This window comes from Streptomyces vulcanius (assembly GCF_042653945.1).
Taxonomy (GTDB): Bacteria; Actinomycetota; Actinomycetes; order Streptomycetales; family Streptomycetaceae; genus Streptomyces; species Streptomyces mangrovi.
The window spans coordinates 103,790-124,094 of the sequence record NZ_JBHSFK010000008.1; the positions used below are offsets into that span (position 1 = coordinate 103,790).

Here is a 20,305-nt window from a genome sequence, read left to right on the forward strand (position 1 = left end):
ATTCCATTGTGCGGGCCGCCACTGACAACGGGCGTCACCCGCACACGGCCCGCCCCCGAGGTCCATGCGGCCCGCCCCCGCCGTCAGCGGCGCCGGCCCCGCCCCTCGTCGTGCCCGTCGTCCTCGCCGTGCGGGCCCAGCAGCTCGTCCGCCAGGGTCGGCAGGTCGTCCAGCGGGGTCTCCTCGGCCCAGTCCGGCCGGGGCCGCCGACGCGGTGTGCCGTCCTCGTCGACCTGCGGCAGCTCGCGCGTACGGTCCTCGGAATGCTCCGCTCCGCCGCGCTCCTCACGGAAGTACCCGGGCGGCACCCGGTCCGCGGGCCTCTCGCCCCGCACCGGCGGCAGTACCGCCGTCTCGTCGGCGGCACCGGCCGGGGGCACGGGCGGCAGTACGGCCGTCTCGTCGACCGCCCCGGCGGGCGGCACCGACGGCTGCGGCAGCTCCGCGGTCGCCTCGGAATCCGACGTCTTCCCGGACGAGCGGGGAGCGTCCGCCGAGTCCTCGGAGTCCGCCCGGTCCGACGCCCGGTCGGCCGGACTCGCCTGGTCCTCCGGGTCCTTGTGCGTCCGCACCCGACGCAGCACGGTCGTCTCCTCGACCGGCCGCCGGCCCGCCGCGTCCTCCGGCTTCACCATCGGGGTCGGCACGGTCATCGCTTCCGATCCACCCGCTCCCGCCGAGCCACCGGGTCCGCCGGATCCACCCGATCCCGCCGATCCCACCGGTCCAGCCGCCGGAGGCGTCTGCTTCGGCCTCAGCTGCGCCGCAGCAGCAGCCCGCTCCGCGGCGCGCCGTGCCTCCTCGGCCCGCAGCAGCGCCTCCTCGGCCTTGCGCTGCTTCTCCAGCCGCAGTGCCTCGGCCTCGGCACGCCGTCGGGCCTCTTCCTCGGCCTGCTTACGGAGCCGCTCCTCCTCGACCCTGCGCCGCTCCTCCTCCGCCTTGCGCCGGACCTCTTCCTCGGCCTTGCGCCGCGTCTCCTCGGCCTGGCGGCGGGCCTCCTCCTCGGCGCGCAGCTTCTCCTCGGCGAGCAGCCGCTGCCGCTCCTCCTCCGCACGCCTGCGTGCCTCCTCCGCGCGCAGCCGGGCCTCCTCGGCCTGGCGCTCCGCCTCGCGGCGCTGCGCCTCCTCCAGCTCGCGCCGCTTGCGCTCCTCCTCCTCGGCGCGCAACTTGGCGAGCTGCTCCTGGCGCTCACGCTCCAGGCGCTCCTCCTCGGCCTTGCGGGCGGCCTCTTCCTCCGCCTTGCGGCGGGCGTCCTCCTCGGCCTTCTTGCGTGCCTCTTCCTGGGCCTTGATCTCGGCCTCGGACAGCGGCAGCATCCGGTCGAGCCGGTGGCGTACGACGCTGCCGACGGCCTCGGGCTCCTGGCCGGCGTCGACGATCAGGTAGCGGCCGGGGTCGGAGGCGGCCAGGGTGAGGAACCCGGAACGCACGCGTGCGTGGAACTCCGCGGGCTCCGACTCGAGTCGGTCCGGCGCCTCCGTGAACCGCTCGCGGGCGGTCTCCGGGGCGACGTCGAGCAGCACCGTCAGATGCGGCACCAGGCCGTTCGTCGCCCAGCGCGAGATACGGGCGATCTCGGTCGGGGACAGGTCGCGGCCCGCGCCCTGGTAGGCGACGGACGAGTCGATGTACCGGTCGGTGATCACCACCGCGCCGCGCTCCAGGGCGGGCCGTACGACGGTGTCGACGTGCTCCGCGCGGTCCGCCGCGTACAGCAGCGCCTCCGCGCGGTGGGACAGACCGGCGGACGACACGTCCAGGAGGATCGAGCGCAGCCGCTTGCCGACCGGCGTGGCACCCGGTTCACGGGTGAGGACGACCTCGTGGCCCTTGGCCCTGATCCACTCGGCGAGCGCCTCGGCCTGGGTGGACTTGCCGGCGCCGTCGCCGCCCTCCAGGGCGATGAAGAAGCCGGTCGCGGCCGGGGCCTGCGCCGGGTCGTCGCCCCCGAGCAGCGCGTCCCGCAGGTCGTTGCGCAGGGGGACGCCGGAACGGTCGTCGACCTTGGCGAGGACCAGCGCGGCCACCGGCAGCAGCAGGGCGCCGACCAGCATCAGGGTGAACGCGGCACCGCCGTGCGCGAACACGAACTTGCCGTTCTCCAGCCGGTGCGGGCCGATCAGCGCCGCGAGCAGCGGGGCGGCCAGCGCGGCCAGCGCCACGAAGACCCGGACCACCGCGTGCAGGTGTTCCGTGATCCGTGCGCGGCGGTGTTCCTCGGTCTCCTGGTCGAGCAGCGCGTGTCCGGTGTTGGCCGCGACGCCCGCGCCGACGCCGGCCAGGCCGGTGATCAGCAGCACGCTGGTGACGTCCGGGACCAGCCCGGCGGCCAGCAGGGCCACGCCGGTGAAGGCGATCGCCAGCGCGAGCAGCCGGCGCCGCGACAGCGCCACCAGCACCTTCGGCGCCGTACGGATGCCGATGACGACTCCGCCGGTGAGCGCCAGCACCAACAGGCCGTAGAGCACCGGGCCGCCGCCCAGGTCCTTGGCGTGCAGCACCGATACGGCGACGGCAGCGGCGATCGCCCCGGCGACGGCGGCGCAGGCGGGGACCAGCAGCGGGATCGCGCCGGTGCGGCCCGCGTCGGCGCCCGTGGCCGCCTTGGGGCGGCGCAGTCCCTCCAGCGGCGACCTCGCGCGCGGGGTGCGCGTCGCGGGCAGTTCCAGGAAGACGACCACCGACAGGGATCCGGCGAACAGTCCCCCTGCGACGTACGAGGGGAGGGCTGCCTGGTGCTGGGCGAACCACTCGATACCGGCACCCAGAAGATTGTTGAACAATGCGGCGACGACCAGGGTGACGGCGCCCAGCGGGATCGCCAGGAAACTCGTGCGCAGCGCCAGTCGGCGCAGGGCGTCCATGTGGTCCGGCAGCGGCCGTACCGTCGCGCCCTCCAGGGGCGGGGTGGGCAGCAGGGCGGGGGCGGCGCTCTCCCGGGCCACGGTCCAGAAGCGCTCGGCGACGCCGGTCACGAAGACGGTGACGAGCAGCAGCGCCAGCGCGTCGTCCGGCGTCCAGTCGATCCACAGCGGCGCGACGATCAGCAGCCCGGCGCGCACCCCGTCCGCTCCGACCATGGTCCAGCGCCGGTCGAGCGGGCCGTCCGGGGAGGTGAGCGAGGTCAGCGGGCCCAGCAGGACCGCGCCGAAAAGCACAGTGGCCAGAATGCGTACGGCGAACACCGTCGCCACTGCGAACGCCACGCCCCGGTAGCCGCCTCCGAAGGAGCCCTCGGCGATGGCCGCCTGGAGGACAAGGAGGACGAACACCAGAAGGGCGAGGGCGTCACCCACTCCGCCCACCAGCTGCGCACTCCACAACCGCTTGAGCTGCGGCTCGCGCAGCAGGGCGCGCACGGCGCGCTCGCGGGAGTCCGCCACCAGGGTCTCGTCGGGTGCCGGGTGGTCGGCCGTCGGCTGCTCGGCTCGCGTCATGCTTTCAGCCTATCGGCAGCGACTGACAGTCAAGAGCGCCCGCCCGGACGTACGACCGCCCCGACACCAAAGTGATGCCGGGGCGTTCGCATCGCGAAGCCGATGTGGCCGCTGTGGAGGAACGGTGACCGGAGTCAGTCCTCCGACGCGGGGGCCGAGGACGACGACGTCCTGGCCGCCGTGGTCTTCTTCGCCGCCGTCGTCGTCTTCTTCGCCGCGGTCTTCTTGGCGGCCGTCTTCTTCGCCGGGACCGCCTTCTTCGCCGCCGTCGTGGCCTTCTTGGCGGGCGCCTTCTTCGCCGTCTTCTTGGCGGGGCTCTTCGCGCGCTTCTCGGCGAGCAGCTCGTAGCCGCGCTCCGGGGTGATCGCCTCGACGCTGTCGTCGGAGCGCAGGGTCGCGTTGGTCTCCCCGTCGGTGACGTACGCCCCGAAGCGGCCGTCCTTGACGACGACCGGCTTCCCGCTGACCGGGTCCTGGCCGAGCTCCTTCAGCGGCGGCTTGGCGGCGGCCCGGCCGCGCTGCTTGGGCTGGGCGTAGATCTGCAGCGCCTCTTCGAGGGTGATCGTGAAGAGCTGGTCCTCGGTCTGCAGCGAGCGCGAGTCCGTGCCCTTCTTCAGATACGGCCCGTAGCGGCCGTTCTGAGCGGTGATCTCCTGGCCCTCGGCATCGGCGCCGACGACGCGCGGCAGCGACATCAGCCTGAGGGCGTCCTCGAGCGTGACCGTGTCGAGCGACATCGACTTGAACAGCGAGGCCGTACGCGGCTTGACGGCGTTCTTGCCGGTCTTCGGGGTGCCCTCGGGGAGCACCTCGGTGACGTACGGGCCGTAGCGGCCGTCCCGGGCGATGATCTGGTGGCCCGTTTCCGGGTCGGCACCGAGCTCGAAGTCGCCGCTCGGCTTGGCGAGCAGTTCCTCCGCGTGTTCGACGCTCAGCTCGTCGGGGGCCAGGTCCTCGGGCACGTCCGCGCGCTGGTGGCCCTCCGCGTCCTTCTCGCCGCGCTCGATGTACGGGCCGTAGCGGCCGACCCGCAGCACGATGCCGCTGCCCACGGGGAACGACGACACCTCGCGCGCGTCGATCGCGCCCAGGTCGGTCACCAGTTCCTTGAGGCCGCCGAGGTGGTCGCCGTCGCCGTTGCCGGCGTCCGCCGCGCCGCCCTTGCCTGCGCCCTCACCGAAGTAGAACCGCTTCAGCCACGGCACCGACTGGGCCTCGCCGCGTGCGATGGCGTCGAGGTCGTCCTCCATCTTGGCGGTGAAGTCGTAGTCGACGAGCCGCCCGAAGTGCTTCTCCAGGAGGTTGACGACGGCGAAGGACAGGAACGACGGGACGAGCGCTGTGCCCTTCTTGAAGACATAGCCGCGGTCGAGGATGGTGCCGATGATCGACGCGTACGTCGACGGGCGGCCGATCTCGCGCTCTTCGAGCTCCTTGACCAGCGACGCCTCGGTGTAGCGGGCCGGGGGCTTGGTGGCGTGCCGGTCGACCGTGATCTCCTCGGCGGACAGGGCGTCGCCCTCGTTGACCTGCGGCAGCCGGCGCTCGCGGTCGTCCAGCTCGGCGTTCGGGTCGTCGGCACCCTCGACGTACGCCTTCAGGAAGCCGTGGAAGGTGATCGTCTTGCCGGAGGCGCTGAACTCGACGTCCCGGCCGTCGGCCGCGGTGCCACCGATCTTCACCGTGACGCTGTTGCCGGTCGCGTCCTTCATCTGGGAGGCGACCGTCCGCTTCCAGATCAGCTCGTAGAGCCTGAACTGGTCGCCGGTCAGGCCCGTCTCGGCGGGGGTGCGGAAACGATCACCCGAGGGGCGGATCGCCTCGTGCGCCTCCTGGGCGTTCTTGACCTTCCCGGCGTACGTGCGCGGCTGGGCCGGCAGGTAGTCGGCGCCGTACAGCTGCGTGACCTGCGCACGGGCGGCGGCCACGGCGGTGTCGCTCAGCGTCGTGGAGTCCGTACGCATGTACGTGATGTAGCCGTTCTCGTACAGCTTCTGCGCGACCTGCATGGTGGCCTTGGCGCCGAAGCCGAGCTTGCGGCTGGCCTCCTGCTGGAGCGTCGTCGTACGGAACGGGGCGTACGGCGAGCGGCGGTACGGCTTGGACTCGACGGACCGGACGGCGAAGCGGGTGTTCTCCAGGGCGGCGGCGAGGGCGCGGGCGTTCGCCTCGTCGAGGTGGAGGATGTTCTCGCTCTTGAGCTGTCCCAGGGAGTCGAAGTCGCGGCCCTGCGCGACCCGCCTGCCGTCGACGGCCTGGAGGCGGGCGACCAGCGACGACGGATCCGACGAATCCCCCGCGCGGCCGGTCGCGAAGGTGCCCGTCAGGTCCCAGTACTCAGCAGAACGAAACGCGATGCGCTCGCGTTCCCGCTGCACGACGAGCCGGGTCGCGACGGACTGCACACGGCCGGCCGACAGACGCGGCATGACCTTCTTCCACAGGACCGGCGAGACCTCGTAGCCGTAGAGGCGGTCGAGGATACGACGGGTCTCCTGGGCGTCGACGAGCTTCTGGTTGAGCTGGCGCGGGTTGGCGACGGCGGCCCGGATCGCGTCCTTGGTGATCTCGTGGAAGACCATCCGCTTGACGGGGATCTTCGGCTTGAGGACCTCCTGGAGGTGCCAGGCGATCGCCTCGCCCTCGCGGTCCTCATCGGTGGCGAGGAAGAGCTCGTCGGACTCCTTGAGTAGGTCCTTGAGCTTCTTGACCTGCGCCCGCTTGTCGGCGTTGACCACGTAGATCGGCTGGAAGTCGTGCTCGACGTCCACGCCGAGGCGGCGCACCTCGCCGGTGTACGACTCCGGCACCTCCGCGGCGCCGTTGGGAAGGTCACGGATGTGCCCGACGCTGGCCTCGACGATATAGCCGGGGCCGAGGTAACCCTTGATCGTCTTCGCCTTGGCAGGCGACTCGACGATCACGAGTCGGCGGCCGCCCTTCGCGGTCTCGCTGGTCGGGGACAACTTCGCTCTTCTCTCCGGTCGACGCTGGGGCCTCCCCAGGCCTTGCTCCCGGGGTCGGGTCATGGTGACGCTGCGGAGTGTGACGGTACATCCCGCCCCCGTGTCAAACGGGAAAAGCCCGCAACGGCCACTCGAACGGTAACCCGACTACCGCCATTCCTGCCGCCCGGAGTGTCGACCGGTCCTTTGTGCCGGACCGGAACGCGACCACTCTTTTACCGGCGCGGCCCTGCTCAGACGGTGCGGACAGGGGCTCCGGCAGGGTTCCGGAGACGGGTCCGAAGGCAGATCCGAGACGGATCCACAGCGGATGCGAAAGGGGATCGGAGACGCATCGCGGGCGGCGTCAGAGACGGGTGAAGCACCACGCTCCGACGGCCAGCGCGAGCACTCCGGCGAGCGTCGCGAACGTCGCCGAAGCGACCTGGCCGACGCCCTGCGCGACGGGCTGGCGGTGCCGCACCCGGACCGCGGTCCACACCAGCAGCGCGCCTCCGAACAGGGCGAACACCAATCCCGCGAAGATCGCAGGCCCGCTTTCCATGATCTCCCCGCCCCTTTACCTTCCGCCCTCGCATGCCCCCGCCCCGGGAGGCTGACACGCACGGGCGGCGCCCCGGCGAACCCGAGGTGAACGCGAGGTCTCCGGGTGGGAGCGGGGGCTCGCCGGCCCGCTCCGCCCGACCGGTCGTCGATCATGCCCCCGTCACCACCCGCCCCGTGCCGCACAGGACCTCACCGGGCACCACCAGACACCACCGGATTGCGACGCGCCTCACACCGACACCGGCACGGATGTCTTTCCGGCCGTCCTTGCTCGACCGACGACATCAGCGCTGTTGCTCGCGCGGCCGACGTGCTTCTTGTCCGCCATTTCGTCGGAGGGGCGCATGGTGCGACAGGAGACGGATGTTGGCCGGTTTCACGTCTCGGGCGAGCCGGACGCCGGCGCGTTCACTCCGCCGGTTCCAGGAACCCCTGCTCCACCAACAGGCGGATCTGGGCCGGCGTGCGGTCGCGCAGCAGCACCGGGTCCTCGCCGACGAGCTGGGCGATGGCGTCCAGGATGCGGCCCGCGCTGAGCGAGCCGTCGCAGACGCCCGCGAAGCCCGCGCCGACCGTGTCGACCTTGGTCGCGCGGCGCATCCCGCGGTGCTGACGCAGCACGACGTGCTCCGGGTCCTCGGCGCCGGGCATGCCGACCTGCTCCTGGACGATCTCCCCGGCCAGCCGGAAGCGCCCGGCGAGCAGGGCCGCGTCGTCGCGCGACCGCAGATAGTCGAGGAGCTCGAAGTGCGCGCGGACCGTGTCGCCGAGCGGCTGCTCGACCGGGTGCGGCCACTCCTCCACGGTGACGACGGGCTCGGCGGACGCCGTCCTGCGCAGAGTGATCCAGCCGAAGCCGACGGCCTTCACCTTGCGCGCCTCGAACTCGTCCAGCCACGCGTCGTACCGCGCCTGGTACTCGGCCGGGTCGCCGCGGTGGTCACCGGCGTCCCTCAGCCACAGCTCCGCGTACTGCGTGACGTCCTGGACCTCACGCTGCACGATCCACGCGTCGCACCCGCGCGGCACCCATGACCTGATCCTGTCCTGCCAGTCCTCCCCTTCGACGTGCTGCCAGTTGGCGAGGAACTGCGCGAACCCGCCCTCGTTCAGTCGTTCCCCCGCTCCCTGAACGATCGAGCGGCACAGATCGTCCCCGCCCAGCCCTCCGTCCCGGTACGTCAACCGGGCGCCCGGCGAGATCACGAACGGTGGGTTGGAGACGATCAGGTCGTACGTCTCGTCCTCCCGGAGCGGCTCGAAGAGGGAGCCCTCGCGCAGGTCCGCGGCCGGGGCGCCGGACAGGGCGAGGGTGAGTGCGGTGATGTGCAGCGCGCGGGGGTTGAGATCGGTGGCCGTCACCCGCGTGGCGTGCCGGGCCGCGTGCAGTGCCTGGATCCCGGAGCCGGTGCCGAGGTCGAGGGCGGCGGAGACGGGCGTACGGACGGTGATCCCGGCGAGGGTTGTGGACGCGCCGCCCACGCCGAGTACGACACTCTCGTCGTGGCTGCCGATGCCGCCGGCGCCGCCCACCGCGCAGCCCAGGTCGGACACGATGAACCAGTCCTCGCCGTCCGGTCCGCCGTACGGCCGTACGTCCACGGTCGCGGCGACCTCGCCGGCGCCGACGCGCACGAGCCAGCCGCTCTCCACACACGCGTGTACCGGCAGAAAACGCTCCACGCGCGCGTGCGGCACGGGCTGTTGGAGCAGGAAGAGCCGGGCGAGCGTCTCCAGCGGTGTGTCCCCGCGGGTCGCCCGGAACGCGGGCACGGTCTCGCTGCGCGCGAGCGCCGCGTACGCGGGGGCACCGAGCAGGTCGAGCAGCCCGTCGGCGGTGAAGGAGGCGGCGAGCAGTGCCTCGCGGAGCCGGGCGGCGACCTCGGGACGGTCGGCGGAGGGCAGGGGCGACGGGGACGAGGTGGAGTTACTCACGCCCCCATTGTGTCCCGTAAGCCCCTGCCGGGGTTCCCCCTCAGCTGGTCGTGGCGCGCGCCGAGGCCGACGCGGCGACCTTCTTGCAGCTGTCCTGCTCGGCCATGGCGTTCTTGACGTCGCCCTGTTCCAGGTTCTGCAGTGCGGTGTTGCCGGTCTTGCTGAGGGTGCCGAGCTGGGTGGCGATGTCGGCCAGGCCGTCGGCGAACTTCGCCTGGTCCTTGATGTTCAGCTCGTCGACCTGCTTCTTCAGGTCCGCGTAGGAGGTGGAGAGCGTGGTGAGCGCCGTGACGGCGTCCTTCTGCTTCTTCTCACCGCCCTCGACGTCCGGCGGCGTACCGGCCTTCTGGACCGCCTGGGCGAGCGCCGCGTAGGCGTCGGACATGTCCTGGAACGCCTGTGAGTCGGTTTTCTGGACGTTCGCCGGAGCGTTGTCGTCGGTGGCGGCCTGCTTGATGGCGGCGTTGGCGGCATCGACCTTCGCGTCCTGGGCGGGCAGCGCGTCACAGACCTTCTTGGCCCAGGCGTCGAGCTCCTTGTTGCCGTCGTCACCGCCGCATCCGGTCAGCGCCAGTACCAGTACCGCACCGCCGGACAGTACGGCCGCGAGCTTCTTGTTCACCGGTTTGGTCCCTTCCATGGCTCTCGGCCCCGGAACATACACGCCAAGCGGGCGACAACCCCAGGCCGAATGTCCACTCCATCTACTTTTGGGGCTATTTGCCCCACGGGAGAGAAGGCTCACGGGCGGGACGGCCCCCACAACGCGCCGGGCGGACGGCGCGTCAATCCGCGCCGCCCGCCCGCCCTTTGAACTGGGCACCGGCAAAGAGCACCGAAAGAGGTGCTAAGAAACCACCGCCGGATCCACCGACTTGGACGACGAGTCGGCGTTGTCTTCGTCACCCACGGCGATCCCCCGCCGCTTGGAGACGTAGACCGCGCCGACGATCACGACCAGCGCGAGGCCCGCGATCAGGATCCGTACGCCGATGTTCTTGTCGTCGCCGTAACTGAACTTGATCACCGCGGGCGCGATGAGCAGGGCCACCAGGTTCATGACCTTCAGCAGCGGGTTGATCGCGGGCCCGGCGGTGTCCTTGAAGGGGTCTCCCACCGTGTCGCCGATCACCGTCGCCTCGTGCGCGGCGCTGCCCTTGCCGCCGTGATGGCCGTCCTCGACGAGCTTCTTGGCGTTGTCCCAGGCACCGCCGGAGTTGGCGAGGAACACCGCCATCAGCGTGCCCGAGCCGATCGCGCCCGCGAGGTACGCGCCCAGGGCGCCCACGCCGAGCGTGAAGCCGATGAAGATCGGCGCCAGGACGGCGAGCAGACCGGGGGTGGCCAACTCCCGCAGGGCGTCCCGGGTACAGATGTCGACGACCTTGCCGTACTCGGGTTTCTCGCTGTAGTCCATGATCCCGGGGTGCTCGCGGAACTGCCGCCGCACCTCGAACACCACGGAGCCCGCCGACCGCGACACCGCGTTGATCGCCAGCCCCGAGAAGAGGAAGACGACCGCCGCGCCCGCGATGAGGCCGACCAGGTTGTTGGGCTGCGAGATGTCCATCATCAGCGTCATCGGCGCGCCCTCCCCCGAGAGCTTCTCGCCGACGTCCTGCGCGCCGGTGGTGATGGCGTCCCGGTACGACCCGAAGAGCGCCGACGCCGCGAGGACGGCCGTGGCGATCGCGATGCCCTTGGTGATCGCCTTGGTGGTGTTGCCGACCGCGTCCAGGTTGGTGAGCACCTGCGCGCCCGCGCCCTCGACGTCGCCGGACATCTCCGCGATGCCCTGGGCGTTGTCGGAGACCGGTCCGAAGGTGTCCATGGCGACGATCACACCGACCGTGGTGAGCAGGCCGGTGCCGGCCAGCGCCACCGCGAACAACGCCAGCATGATCGACGTACCGCCGAGCAGGAACGCGCCGTACACGCCCAGACCGATCAGCAGGGCGGTGTAGACGGCCGATTCCAGGCCGAGGGAGATGCCGGCCAGGATGACGGTCGCGGGGCCCGTCAGGGACGTCTTGCCGATGTCCCGGACCGGACGGCGGGTGGTCTCGGTGAAGTAGCCGGTGAGCTGCTGGATCACGGCGGCCAGCAGGATGCCGATCGCCACCGCGACGAGGGCGAGGATCCGCGGGTCGCCGCCCTTGTCCTGGATCGCCGCGTCGGTGACGCCGTCGAGGTCGGCGTACGTGCCCGGCAGATAGACGTAGACAGCCACGGCGACCAGCACCAGCGAGATCACCGCGGAGATGAAGAAGCCCCGGTTGATCGCGGACATGCCGCTGCGGTCGGAGTGGCGCGGGGCCACCGCGAAGATGCCGATCATCGCGGTCAGCACCCCGATCGCGGGTACCAGCAGCGGGAACGCGAGACCCGCGTCGCCGAAGGCCACCTTGCCGAGGATCAGCGCGGCGACCAGGGTCACGGCGTACGACTCGAAGAGGTCGGCGGCCATGCCCGCGCAGTCGCCGACGTTGTCGCCCACGTTGTCGGCAATGGTCGCGGCATTGCGCGGATCGTCCTCCGGAATGCCCTTCTCGACCTTGCCGACCAGGTCGGCGCCGACGTCGGCGGCCTTGGTGAAGATGCCGCCGCCGACCCTCATGAACATCGCGATGAGCGCCGCGCCCAGGCCGAAGCCCTCCAGCACCTTCGGCGCGTCGGCCGCGTACACCAGCACCACGCAGGAGGCCCCGAGCAGCCCGAGGCCCACCGTGAACATGCCTACGACGCCGCCCGTGCGAAATGCGATCTTCATCGCCTTGTGCGAGACGGCGGTGAGATCCTTTTCCGGTTCGCCGGCCGCCGGAGTCGCTTCCCGGGCCGCCGCGGCGACCCGCACATTACTGCGGACGGCGAGCCACATGCCGATATAACCGGTGGCCGCCGAGAACGCCGCGCCGATCAAGAAGAACACCGACCGCCCGGCACGTTGATTCCAGTCGTCCGCGGGCAGCAGCATGAGCAGGAAGAACACGACGACGGCGAATACGCCGAGCGTGCGCAACTGTCTGGCCAGATAGGCGTTGGCGCCCTCCTGGATCGCGACCGCGATCTTCTTCATGCTGTCGGTGCCCTCGCCGGCCGCGAGCACCTGGCGCAGCAGGACGCCCGCGACCACGAGCGCAGCCAGTGCGACGACCCCGATGACCACCACGAGCAGGCGGTTGCCGTCGGTCAGCACTGCGGTTGCGAGGGTTGTGGGGTGGTCCAACCGATGAGGGGTAGAAAGCCCCGCCATTCGTCCTCCTTGACGCTTGGGCTGAGCTCAAGATGTGGACGGATTGTAGGTACCGGAACCTGATCAAAACAGTGCGCGGTAAACAGAATTCGCTCGCACGTCCAGTAATGCCTCAAAGGCGTTGTCGAGCCGTAGATCCAATTCGCTGATCTTTTATTGACCTTTCACCGATCTTTCAGTGATCGTGAATTAATTCACGGACGGCGAATGGATCAGGTGAATGGATCAGTGGGACAACTGTAAGCACGGGTACCCGGGTGGGCGCACGCCAAAGGGCCCCACCGGAGTGGGGCCCTTCAGGTCGTACGGAAAACGAGCGGCCGGCTCAGGCCAGGTTCGCCTCGGCCGGCGTCGTCGGCCATGTCATACGGATCAGTCCGCCGTGTTCCCCGGCGGTGACCTCCACGTCGTCGACGAGGCCGCTGATGACCGCGAGGCCCATTTCGTCCTCCTCGGTCTCCGCGTCGCCCACGCCGGAACCGGGCGCGCGGTCGCCTGGGGCGGACCGCGGCGCCTCGTCGCCGACCTCGATGGAGAACTGTTTCTCCTCCTCGATCAGCGCCACCTTCACCGGGGCGGTGATGCCACCGCTCTGGTGAAGGCCTACGGCACGGGTGCAGGCCTCGCCCACGGCGAGCCGCACTTCGTCGAGGACGGCCTCGTCCACTCCGGCCCTGCGCGCCACCGCTGCCGCCACCAGTCGGGCGGTCCTGACGTGCTCGGGCAGCGCGCTGAAGCGGAGTTCAACGGTGGCCATGCATCCCCCTCGGAACTACGGGCGTGCTGTGGAGGGGCCGGGCTGCCGAAAGCCCGGTCCCCCATTTTCCACTGTCCGCCCCGGACCGTGAGGCCCGGGACGGGATCGTCAGTCGGTGGCAGCGACCGCTTCGTCGACCGAGGTGTGAATCGGGAACACCTTGGTCAGACCTGTGATGCGGAAGATCTTCAGAATGCGCTCCTGGTTGCAGACCAGGCGCAGCGAGCCCTCATGGGCACGCACTCGCTTCAGACCGCCGACCAGTACGCCGAGCCCGGTGGAGTCGAGGAAGTCCACGCCCTCCATGTCGACGACGAGGTGGAAATTCCCGTCGTTCACCAGCTCGACCAACTGCTCGCGCAGCTTGGGCGCGGTATATACATCGATTTCGCCACCGACCTCGACGACCGTACGATCGCCGACGGTACGGGTCGACAGGGACAGGTCCACGGATCCTCCAGCACCTTGCTATCGAGCGGTCGTCCCGCGGGACACCTCGGCAGGAGCCCCCGGGACGGTTCGCCAGCCGCGATGGCATTCAATCACTTACCGGCAGGCGTGCACGACGCCTTGGCCCCATTGTCCGTCACGCCAGTGACACACTCGGTGCCGATGGCCAAGAATCACCGATCCGATCGATCCTCGGCACAGCCCGCCCCGGGCCTGTCGCCGGGGGCGCTGCTGGCCCGGCTCGCCCCGGGCCCGAGCCGGACTTCGCGCATCACTCATACGGAGCACTTGCCCCCGCGTGAGGGCCGCCATGCCGTCTGGCCTGACCGGATTCGTTCGGAGGTCGTCGCGGCCGTCCAGGCCTGTGGCATCGCACACCCCTGGGCCCACCAGGCCCTGGCCGCCGAGCACGCCCTGGACGGCGACTCGGTGGTCGTCGCCACGGGCACCGCCTCCGGCAAGTCCCTGGCCTACCTCGTGCCCGTGCTGTCCGCCCTGCTGGACGGCTCCGAGGCCCCGAACGGCCGCGGCGCCACCACCCTCTACCTCGCGCCCACCAAGGCCCTCGCGGCAGACCAGTGCCGCTCCGTGAAGGAACTTTCACAACCGCTCGGCAACGCGGTGCGTCCGGCCGTGTACGACGGCGACACGCCGTTCGAGGAACGCGAGTGGATCCGCCAGTACGCCAACTACGTCCTCACCAACCCGGACATGCTGCACCGCGGCATCCTCCCGTCCCACCCCCGCTGGTCCTCCTTTCTGAAGTCGCTGAAGTACGTCGTCATCGACGAGTGCCACACCTACCGCGGTGTGTTCGGCTCCCACGTCGCCCAGGTGCTGCGCCGGCTGCGCCGCCTGTGCGCCCGCTACGGCGCCTCCCCGGTCTTCCTGCTGGCCTCCGCGACGGCCGCCGAGCCCGCGGTCGCCGCCGGCCGCCTCACCGGCCTCCCGGTGGTGGAGGTGGCCGACGACGCCTCACCCCGCGGTGAACTGGTGTTCGCCCTCTGGGAGCCCCCGCTCACCGAGATACGCGGCGAGAAGGGCGCCCCGGTCCGCCGCACCGCCACCGCCGAGACCGCCGACCTGCTCACCGATCTCGCCGTCCAGGGCGTGCGCACGGTCGCCTTCGTCCGCTCCCGGCGCGGTGCCGAACTGATCTCGGTGATCGCCCAGGAGCGGCTCGCCGAGGTCGACCGCTCCCTCGCCCGGCGTGTCGCGGCGTACCGGGGCGGCTACCTGCCCGAGGAACGCCGCGCCCTCGAACAGGCCCTCCACTCCGGCGAACTCCTCGGCCTCGCCGCCACGACCGCCCTGGAACTCGGCATCGACGTCGCCGGCCTCGACGCCGTCCTGATCGCCGGCTACCCGGGCACCCGCGCGTCCCTGTGGCAGCAGGCCGGCCGGGCCGGCCGGGCCGGGCAGGGCGCGCTGGCGGTGCTGATCGCCCGGGACGACCCGCTGGACACCTTCCTCGTCCACCACCCGGAGGCCCTCTTCGACCGCCCGGTGGAGTCGACCGTCCTCGACCCCGACAACCCCTACGTCCTCGCCCCGCACCTGTGCGCGGCAGCCGCCGAACTCCCGCTCACCGACGAGGACCTGGAGCTGTTCGGCCCCGAGACCGAGGGCCTGCTGCCGCAGCTGGAGGCCGCGAAGCTGCTGCGCCGCCGGACGAAGGCCTGGCACTGGACGCGCCGCGAACGGGCCGCCGACCTCACCGACATCCGCGGCGAGGGCGGCAGACCGATCCAGGTCGTCGAGTCCGGCACGGGCCGGCTCCTCGGCACGGTCGACGCGGGCTCCGCCCACACCACCGTCCACGAGGGCGCCGTCCACCTCCACCAGGGCCGCACCTATCTCGTCCGCTCCCTCGACCTGGAGGACGCGGTCGCCCTGGTCGAGGAGGCCAACCCGCCCTACTCGACGGTCGCCCGCGACACCACCGCCATCTCCGTCCTGGAGACGGACATCGAAGTCCCCTGGGGCCAGGGCCGGTTGTGCTACGGCTCGGTCGAAGTCACCAACCAGGTCGTCTCCTTCCTGCGTCGACGTGTCATCACCGGTGAAGTCCTGGGCGAGTCGAAGCTCGATCTCCCTCCTCGTACGCTGCGCACCCGCGCGGTGTGGTGGACGGTCGCCGAGGACCAGCTGGACGCCGCCCGCGTCAACCCCGAGATCCTCGGCGGCGCCCTGCACGCCGCCGAACACGCCTCCATCGGCCTCCTCCCACTCTTCGCGACCTGCGACCGCTGGGACATCGGCGGTGTGTCGGTGCCCCTGCACCCCGACACACTCCTCCCGACGGTCTTCGTCTACGACGGCCATCCCGGCGGCGCGGGCTTCGCGGAGCGCGCCTTCCGCACCGCCCGCGACTGGCTCACCGCCACCCGGGAGGCCATCGCCGCCTGCGAGTGCGACGCCGGCTGCCCGTCCTGCATCCAGTCCCCCAAGTGCGGCAACGGCAACGAACCGCTGCACAAGAGGGGCGCGGTCCGACTCCTCACGGAACTGCTCCGGGAAGCGCCGGAGCCGAAGGAGGATCCGGAGGAGAAGAGCCCGGAGACTCCGGCGGAGGCAGCGAGCCCGGCGACCCCAGCGAGTCCGGCGGGGCCGGAGAGCCAGGCGAGGCCGGAGAGCCCGGCAAGGCCGGAGAGCCCGGCAAGGGCGGCAGAACCGGCCCCGGGGGGCCGGCCCGTGCCCTGACCTCGGCGGTGAACGGCCCCTTTCCCGAGGCCACCGCCACATCCGAGATCTCCCCCACGACCGCGCACCGCACCAGCCGCGCGCCCTGTGCCCGGGCCACCCGGTCGGCCCGCTCGCAGGCCTCCGCCTCACCCTCCGGCCAGTGGTCCGCCGCCGCGAGCGCCGCGAGGTCCGCGCCACCGGCGGCACGATGCCGAGCCACGACGGCCTGTCCGAGGGCGAGCACCACCCCGAAGACCACGCACAGCACGGCGATCGCCCCGAGACTCCAGACGGTGGCAGAGCCACGATCACCGCCGCCCCGCAGCCGCCCACGGACCAACCCGATGTACCGCGGCCGCCGACGGAACATCCCGATGCGCCGCAGCCGCCCAGAGACCGCCCCACCGCGACACCGCCGCCCTGGAGCCACCCCGCCGCGAGGCGGCAGCCCTGGGACGTCCCCACCGCGGCGAACCAGTCCCGGGGCCACCCCACCGGGGTGAACCCGCCCTGGAGCCACCCCATCGCGGCGAACCAGCCCCGGAACCGCACCCCGGCGGCGAAGCGCCCCCTGGACCACACCCGCCGTCATGGCGTGGCCCCCACAGCCTCGTCAGGACTCCGCCCGGCCCCCTCGGCCGCCCCTGGGGCCTCCGGGGCTCCCAGGGCCCCCTGTGCCGCCCCCACGGCCTCCTCAGCCATCGCCACGGCCTCCTCCCGTACCTCGAACGCCTCGAAGGGCAGCTCCCGCAGCACCGATGGCTGTGCCACGACCACCACCCGGACCTGGTCGCCCTCCCTGCCGACCGTCACCCGTGCCCCGCTCGGTGCCGCCGCGAGGGCCAGTTCGACGACCCGGTCGGGCGGATCCTGCCGGGCCGCCGCACGGGCCCCGGTCCTGGCGGCGTCCACGCACTGGATCTGGGCCGCCACGACGAGCAACGCCCACACCAACGCCATCGCGAACCCCACCAGCACCGGCAGCACCAACGCCGACTCGGCCGTCACGAACCCCCGGTCCGAGCCCGGCCACCGGCGCCGCTCACATCCCCGCATCGAGCGCCCGCTTCACGATGTCCTGGAGCTGCGCCTCGACGACGTCGCTGGTCACCACCTGGTAGAGGAGCACCGCGAGCCCCACCGCCGCAACGATTCCCGTCGCGTATTCCGAGGTCACCATTCCGGCGTCGCCGCGCGCACTCCGCCGCATCCCGCACACCAGGGCACGCAGCCGTGCCCGTACTGCCTTGTACATCTCAACCCCCGTGAGGTTCGATCCCGCTTTGGTTTCTTTCGTCCGGTTTCACGCCTGGGTCCCGCTCATCACCCCCTCATCGCCCACCCCCTCCCAGCACCCCGCCCGCGAGCCCGATCACGACGGGTACGATCCCGACCGCGACGAAGGCGGGCAGGAAGCACAGGCCCACGGGCGCGGCGACCAGGACGGCCGCGCGCCGGGCACGGGCCGTCGCGGCGCGCGTCCAGTCGGCGCGGGCGTCCGCGGCGAGCCGGGCGACCGGCCCGGCCGCAGGCAGCCCCGACACGTCGGCCCGCTCCAGCAGGCGTGCCAGCGCCTCCGCGCCCCGTACCGAGGCCAACCTCCGCCAAGCGGTGGCCGGTTCGCCGCCCAGCCGTACCTCGGCGGCGCCCCGCGCCAGCCGTTCCCCCACGGGGCCGCCCAGGGCCTCGCCCACCGCCTGCGCCGCGATCACCGGACCGGCGCCCGCCGCGATGCACGCGGCCAGCAGGTCTGCGGCGAGCGGGAGTTGGCGTGCCGCCAGCCGTGCGTCGACATCGCCCGTGGCGACCGGCGCCGCACACCTGCGCCGCCATCGCCACAGCCCGACCGCGCCGATCACCCCCGCCACCACCCCCGCGACACCGCCGATCACCACACACCCGAGGCCCACCACCACGCCCTCGGGCAGCCATTTCCGTACGGCGTCCCGCGCTGCGGCGGCACGAGGGGCGTCCCGCGTCCGCTCCCGGCCCAGCAGCTCGGCCACCCGCCGACGGGCCGTGCGCAGGCGCCGCAGCCGCTCCAACCGCCACCCCAACAACCCGAGGGCCAGCACGATCCCCACCGTCACCCCCAGCCTGTGGACAACTTCCGCACCCATGACGCCTCCCATGACCCCTCCTGCGCTGCCTGTCATGCCTCCTCCCGCCATGTCACCCACCGCCCCTCGCCTCCTCCACGGGCCCTTCCGCGCCCCGCACGATCCGCTGCACCCACCACACCCCCGCGCCCTCCAGCAGCCCGCCGACGAGCAGACAACCCAGCCCAGCCGCGGTGTGCAGCAGCACGTGCAGCGGATCCGCGCCGAGCGCGGTGCCCAGGACGAGGCCCAGGCCCGGCAGACCGGCGAGCATCACCGCGGTAGCCCTGGCCCCCGCCAACTGCGCGTGCAGGTCGGCCCGTTGGTCGCGTTCCGCGCGCAACGCCCCTTCGAGACGGTCGAGTCCGGCCGCCAGGCCCGCCCCCTGGTCCACTGCCACCCGCCAGCACGCCGCGAGTCCCAGCAGTCCGCCGGCTCCCCGGTGCTGTGCGGCGACCGCCAGCGCCTTGGGCACGTCCCCGCCGAACCGGGCCGCCGCCAGCACCGTCGCCTGCGCCTCGCCCAGACCGCCCGAGTCCCGGGCGGCCCGCTGCAACGCCTCTCCGGGCTGTCGGCCGGCCCGCACCTCACCGGCGAGCGCCGCACAGAGCGCGATCACCGCGTCCCCTCGCTGCTCCTTGGCCCGACGCGCCTCGGCGACCCGCCGCGCCCTGCGCAGCAGAGGCACTCCGGCCGCCCCCGCCACGGCCGGCAGCACCGAGGCGCCCAGCACGGCCAGGGTCAGCCCGACGACCGGCGCCCACCACTCGGGCCGCCACCGCCCCCGCAGCCTGCGCAGCTCCAGCAGAACGTCCTGCCACCCCGGGGGCCCGCCGCCGACCACCCCGCCCCCGGCCAGCAGCAACTGCGCCCGCCGGGACCCGGAGTTCGGCCCGCCCAGCAGCCAGACCGCCGCCCCCAGGCAGGCCACGGCCGCACCTAGCGGCATCTCACGTGTCACGTACATCGTCCGCCTCGCTTCCGCCCCGCAGCAGCTCACGCAGCCGCTCCCAGCCCCGCTCTCGTGCGAAGGCGTCCGCCCCCCAGCGCAGCGCCGGCACGGTCCGCACCAGCCCGGACGGGTCCCGCTCCAGCACATGCACCTCGGCGATCCGGCGCCGCCCGGCCGGGTTGCGGACCAGGTGCAGCACCACCGACAGGGCCGCCGCCAACTGGCTGTGCAGCGCCGCCCGGTCCAGCCCGGCCGCCGTACCGAGCGCCTCCAACCGGGCGGGGACATCCGCGGCGGCGTTGGCGTGTACCGTCCCGCAGCCGCCCTCGTGGCCCGTGTTGAGCGCGGCCAGCAGGTGGACGACCTCGGGCCCGCGCACCTCGCCCACGACGAGCCGGTCCGGCCGCATCCGCAGCGCCTGCCGCACCAGGTCCTCGAGCGTGACGAGCCCCGCGCCCTCCTGGTTGGCGGGTTTGGTCTCCAGCCGCACGACGTGCGGGTGGTCCGGGCGCAGCTCCGCCGAGTCCTCCGCGAGCACGATCCGCTCCCTGGGCCCGACCATGCCGAGCAGCGCGCTCAGCAGGGTCGTCTTGCCGCTGCCGGTGCCACCGCTGACCAGGAAGGACAGCCGCGCCCGCACGAGGGCCCGCAGCACCCGGTCGCCGTCCGGCGGCACGGTGCCCGCCGTCACCAGTTCGTCGAGCGTGAACGCCCGCGGCCGTACCACCCGCAGCGACAGACAGGCGCAGCCGACGGCCACCGGGGGCAGCACCGCGTGCAGCCGGGTCCCGTCGGGCAGCCGGGCGTCGGCCCACGGCCGGGCGTCGTCCAGGCGCCGTCCGGCCACCGCGGCCAGGCGCTGCGCGAGGCGTCGTACGGCCGCGGCGTCGGGGAAGGTGACGGCGGTCAGCTCCAGGCCACCGCCCCGGTCGACCCACACCCGGTCGGGGGCAGACACCAGCACGTCGGTCACGGAGGGGTCGGCGAGCAGCGGCTCCAGGGGGCCGCTGCCGATCAGCTCGGACCGCAGGTGCTCCGCCGCGCCGAGCACCTCCGCGTCCCCGAGCACCCGCCCTTGTTCCCGCAACGCCTGTGCCACGCGCGCGGGTGTCGGCTCGGCCCCGCTGTCGACGAGCCATTGCCGTACGCCGTCGAGCAGCTCGCGTTCGAGCCCGAGCCCGAGCCCGGTCGCGGCCCCGGGCGCCGTGTCCATCACCGCCGTCCT

General features: G+C 72.3%; 14 protein-coding genes and 1 pseudogene. 1 reads left to right on the forward strand and 14 read right to left on the reverse strand.

Going from position 1 to position 20,305, the window contains the following annotated elements; all coding sequences use genetic code 11:
* Window positions 1-83 precede the first annotated feature (83 nt).
* From tmk to bldG, 8 genes are all read right to left on the reverse strand, one after another.
* Window positions 84-3,437: a dTMP kinase gene (gene tmk / locus ACFPIH_RS14300; protein WP_381171675.1), complete on the reverse strand. Its 3,354-nt coding sequence runs from the start codon at window positions 3,435-3,437 to the stop codon at window positions 84-86.
* Window positions 3,438-3,571: 134 nt separating this feature from the next.
* A complete protein-coding gene (gene topA, locus ACFPIH_RS14305; RefSeq protein WP_381171677.1) occupies window positions 3,572-6,403 on the reverse strand; it encodes a type I DNA topoisomerase in 2,832 nt (943 codons plus the stop codon).
* A gap of 346 nt (window positions 6,404-6,749) precedes the next feature.
* A complete protein-coding gene (locus tag ACFPIH_RS14310; protein ID WP_381171679.1) occupies window positions 6,750-6,947 on the reverse strand; it encodes a hypothetical protein in 198 nt (65 codons plus the stop codon).
* A gap of 410 nt (window positions 6,948-7,357) precedes the next feature.
* Complete coding sequence (locus tag ACFPIH_RS14315; RefSeq protein ID WP_381171681.1) at window positions 7,358-8,884, reverse strand: DUF7059 domain-containing protein; 1,527 nt, start codon at window positions 8,882-8,884, stop codon at window positions 7,358-7,360.
* 40 nt (window positions 8,885-8,924) lie between these two features.
* The gene (locus ACFPIH_RS14320; protein ID WP_381171683.1) at window positions 8,925-9,524 is read right to left on the reverse strand and encodes a small secreted protein; all 600 of its coding nucleotides are present in this window, start codon (window positions 9,522-9,524) and stop codon (window positions 8,925-8,927) included.
* Between the two features lie 207 nt (window positions 9,525-9,731).
* The gene (locus ACFPIH_RS14325) at window positions 9,732-12,137 is read right to left on the reverse strand and encodes a sodium-translocating pyrophosphatase (RefSeq protein ID WP_381171685.1); all 2,406 of its coding nucleotides are present in this window, start codon (window positions 12,135-12,137) and stop codon (window positions 9,732-9,734) included.
* A gap of 325 nt (window positions 12,138-12,462) precedes the next feature.
* On the reverse strand, window positions 12,463-12,894 hold the full coding sequence (locus tag ACFPIH_RS14330; protein WP_381171687.1) for an ATP-binding protein: 432 nt from the start codon (window positions 12,892-12,894) through the stop codon (window positions 12,463-12,465).
* 108 nt (window positions 12,895-13,002) lie between these two features.
* Window positions 13,003-13,344 carry an anti-sigma factor antagonist BldG gene (gene bldG / locus ACFPIH_RS14335; RefSeq protein ID WP_009189842.1) on the reverse strand — a complete coding sequence of 114 codons (342 nt, stop codon included), beginning with the start codon at window positions 13,342-13,344 and terminating at the stop codon, window positions 13,003-13,005.
* An 81-nt stretch (window positions 13,345-13,425) separates the two neighbouring features.
* Here bldG and ACFPIH_RS14340 point away from each other — a divergent pair, with 81 nt between their 5' ends.
* Window positions 13,426-16,047 carry a DEAD/DEAH box helicase gene (locus ACFPIH_RS14340; RefSeq protein WP_381171689.1) on the forward strand — a complete coding sequence of 874 codons (2,622 nt, stop codon included), beginning with the start codon at window positions 13,426-13,428 and terminating at the stop codon, window positions 16,045-16,047.
* Between the two features lie 40 nt (window positions 16,048-16,087).
* Here the strand turns inward: ACFPIH_RS14340 and ACFPIH_RS14345 are convergent.
* From ACFPIH_RS14345 to ACFPIH_RS14370, 6 genes and pseudogenes are all read right to left on the reverse strand, one after another.
* Window positions 16,088-16,621: pseudogene (locus tag ACFPIH_RS14345) on the reverse strand (Rv3654c family TadE-like protein); the annotation flags it as partial.
* A complete protein-coding gene (locus tag ACFPIH_RS14350; RefSeq protein ID WP_381171691.1) occupies window positions 16,618-17,085 on the reverse strand; it encodes a TadE family type IV pilus minor pilin in 468 nt (155 codons plus the stop codon). The gene ACFPIH_RS14350 and the pseudogene ACFPIH_RS14345, both read right to left, overlap by 4 nt.
* Entirely contained in the window at window positions 17,072-17,284 is a 213-nt protein-coding gene (locus tag ACFPIH_RS14355; protein WP_381171693.1) for a DUF4244 domain-containing protein, read from the reverse strand. Before ACFPIH_RS14355 ends, ACFPIH_RS14350 begins: the two co-directional genes overlap by 14 nt.
* Before the next feature lie 76 nt (window positions 17,285-17,360).
* The gene (locus ACFPIH_RS14360) at window positions 17,361-18,149 is read right to left on the reverse strand and encodes a type II secretion system F family protein (RefSeq protein WP_381171695.1); all 789 of its coding nucleotides are present in this window, start codon (window positions 18,147-18,149) and stop codon (window positions 17,361-17,363) included.
* 52 nt (window positions 18,150-18,201) lie between these two features.
* Complete coding sequence (locus tag ACFPIH_RS14365; protein WP_381171697.1) at window positions 18,202-19,095, reverse strand: type II secretion system F family protein; 894 nt, start codon at window positions 19,093-19,095, stop codon at window positions 18,202-18,204.
* A complete protein-coding gene (locus ACFPIH_RS14370; protein ID WP_381171699.1) occupies window positions 19,079-20,293 on the reverse strand; it encodes a TadA family conjugal transfer-associated ATPase in 1,215 nt (404 codons plus the stop codon). Before ACFPIH_RS14370 ends, ACFPIH_RS14365 begins: the two co-directional genes overlap by 17 nt.
* Window positions 20,294-20,305 lie beyond the last annotated feature (12 nt).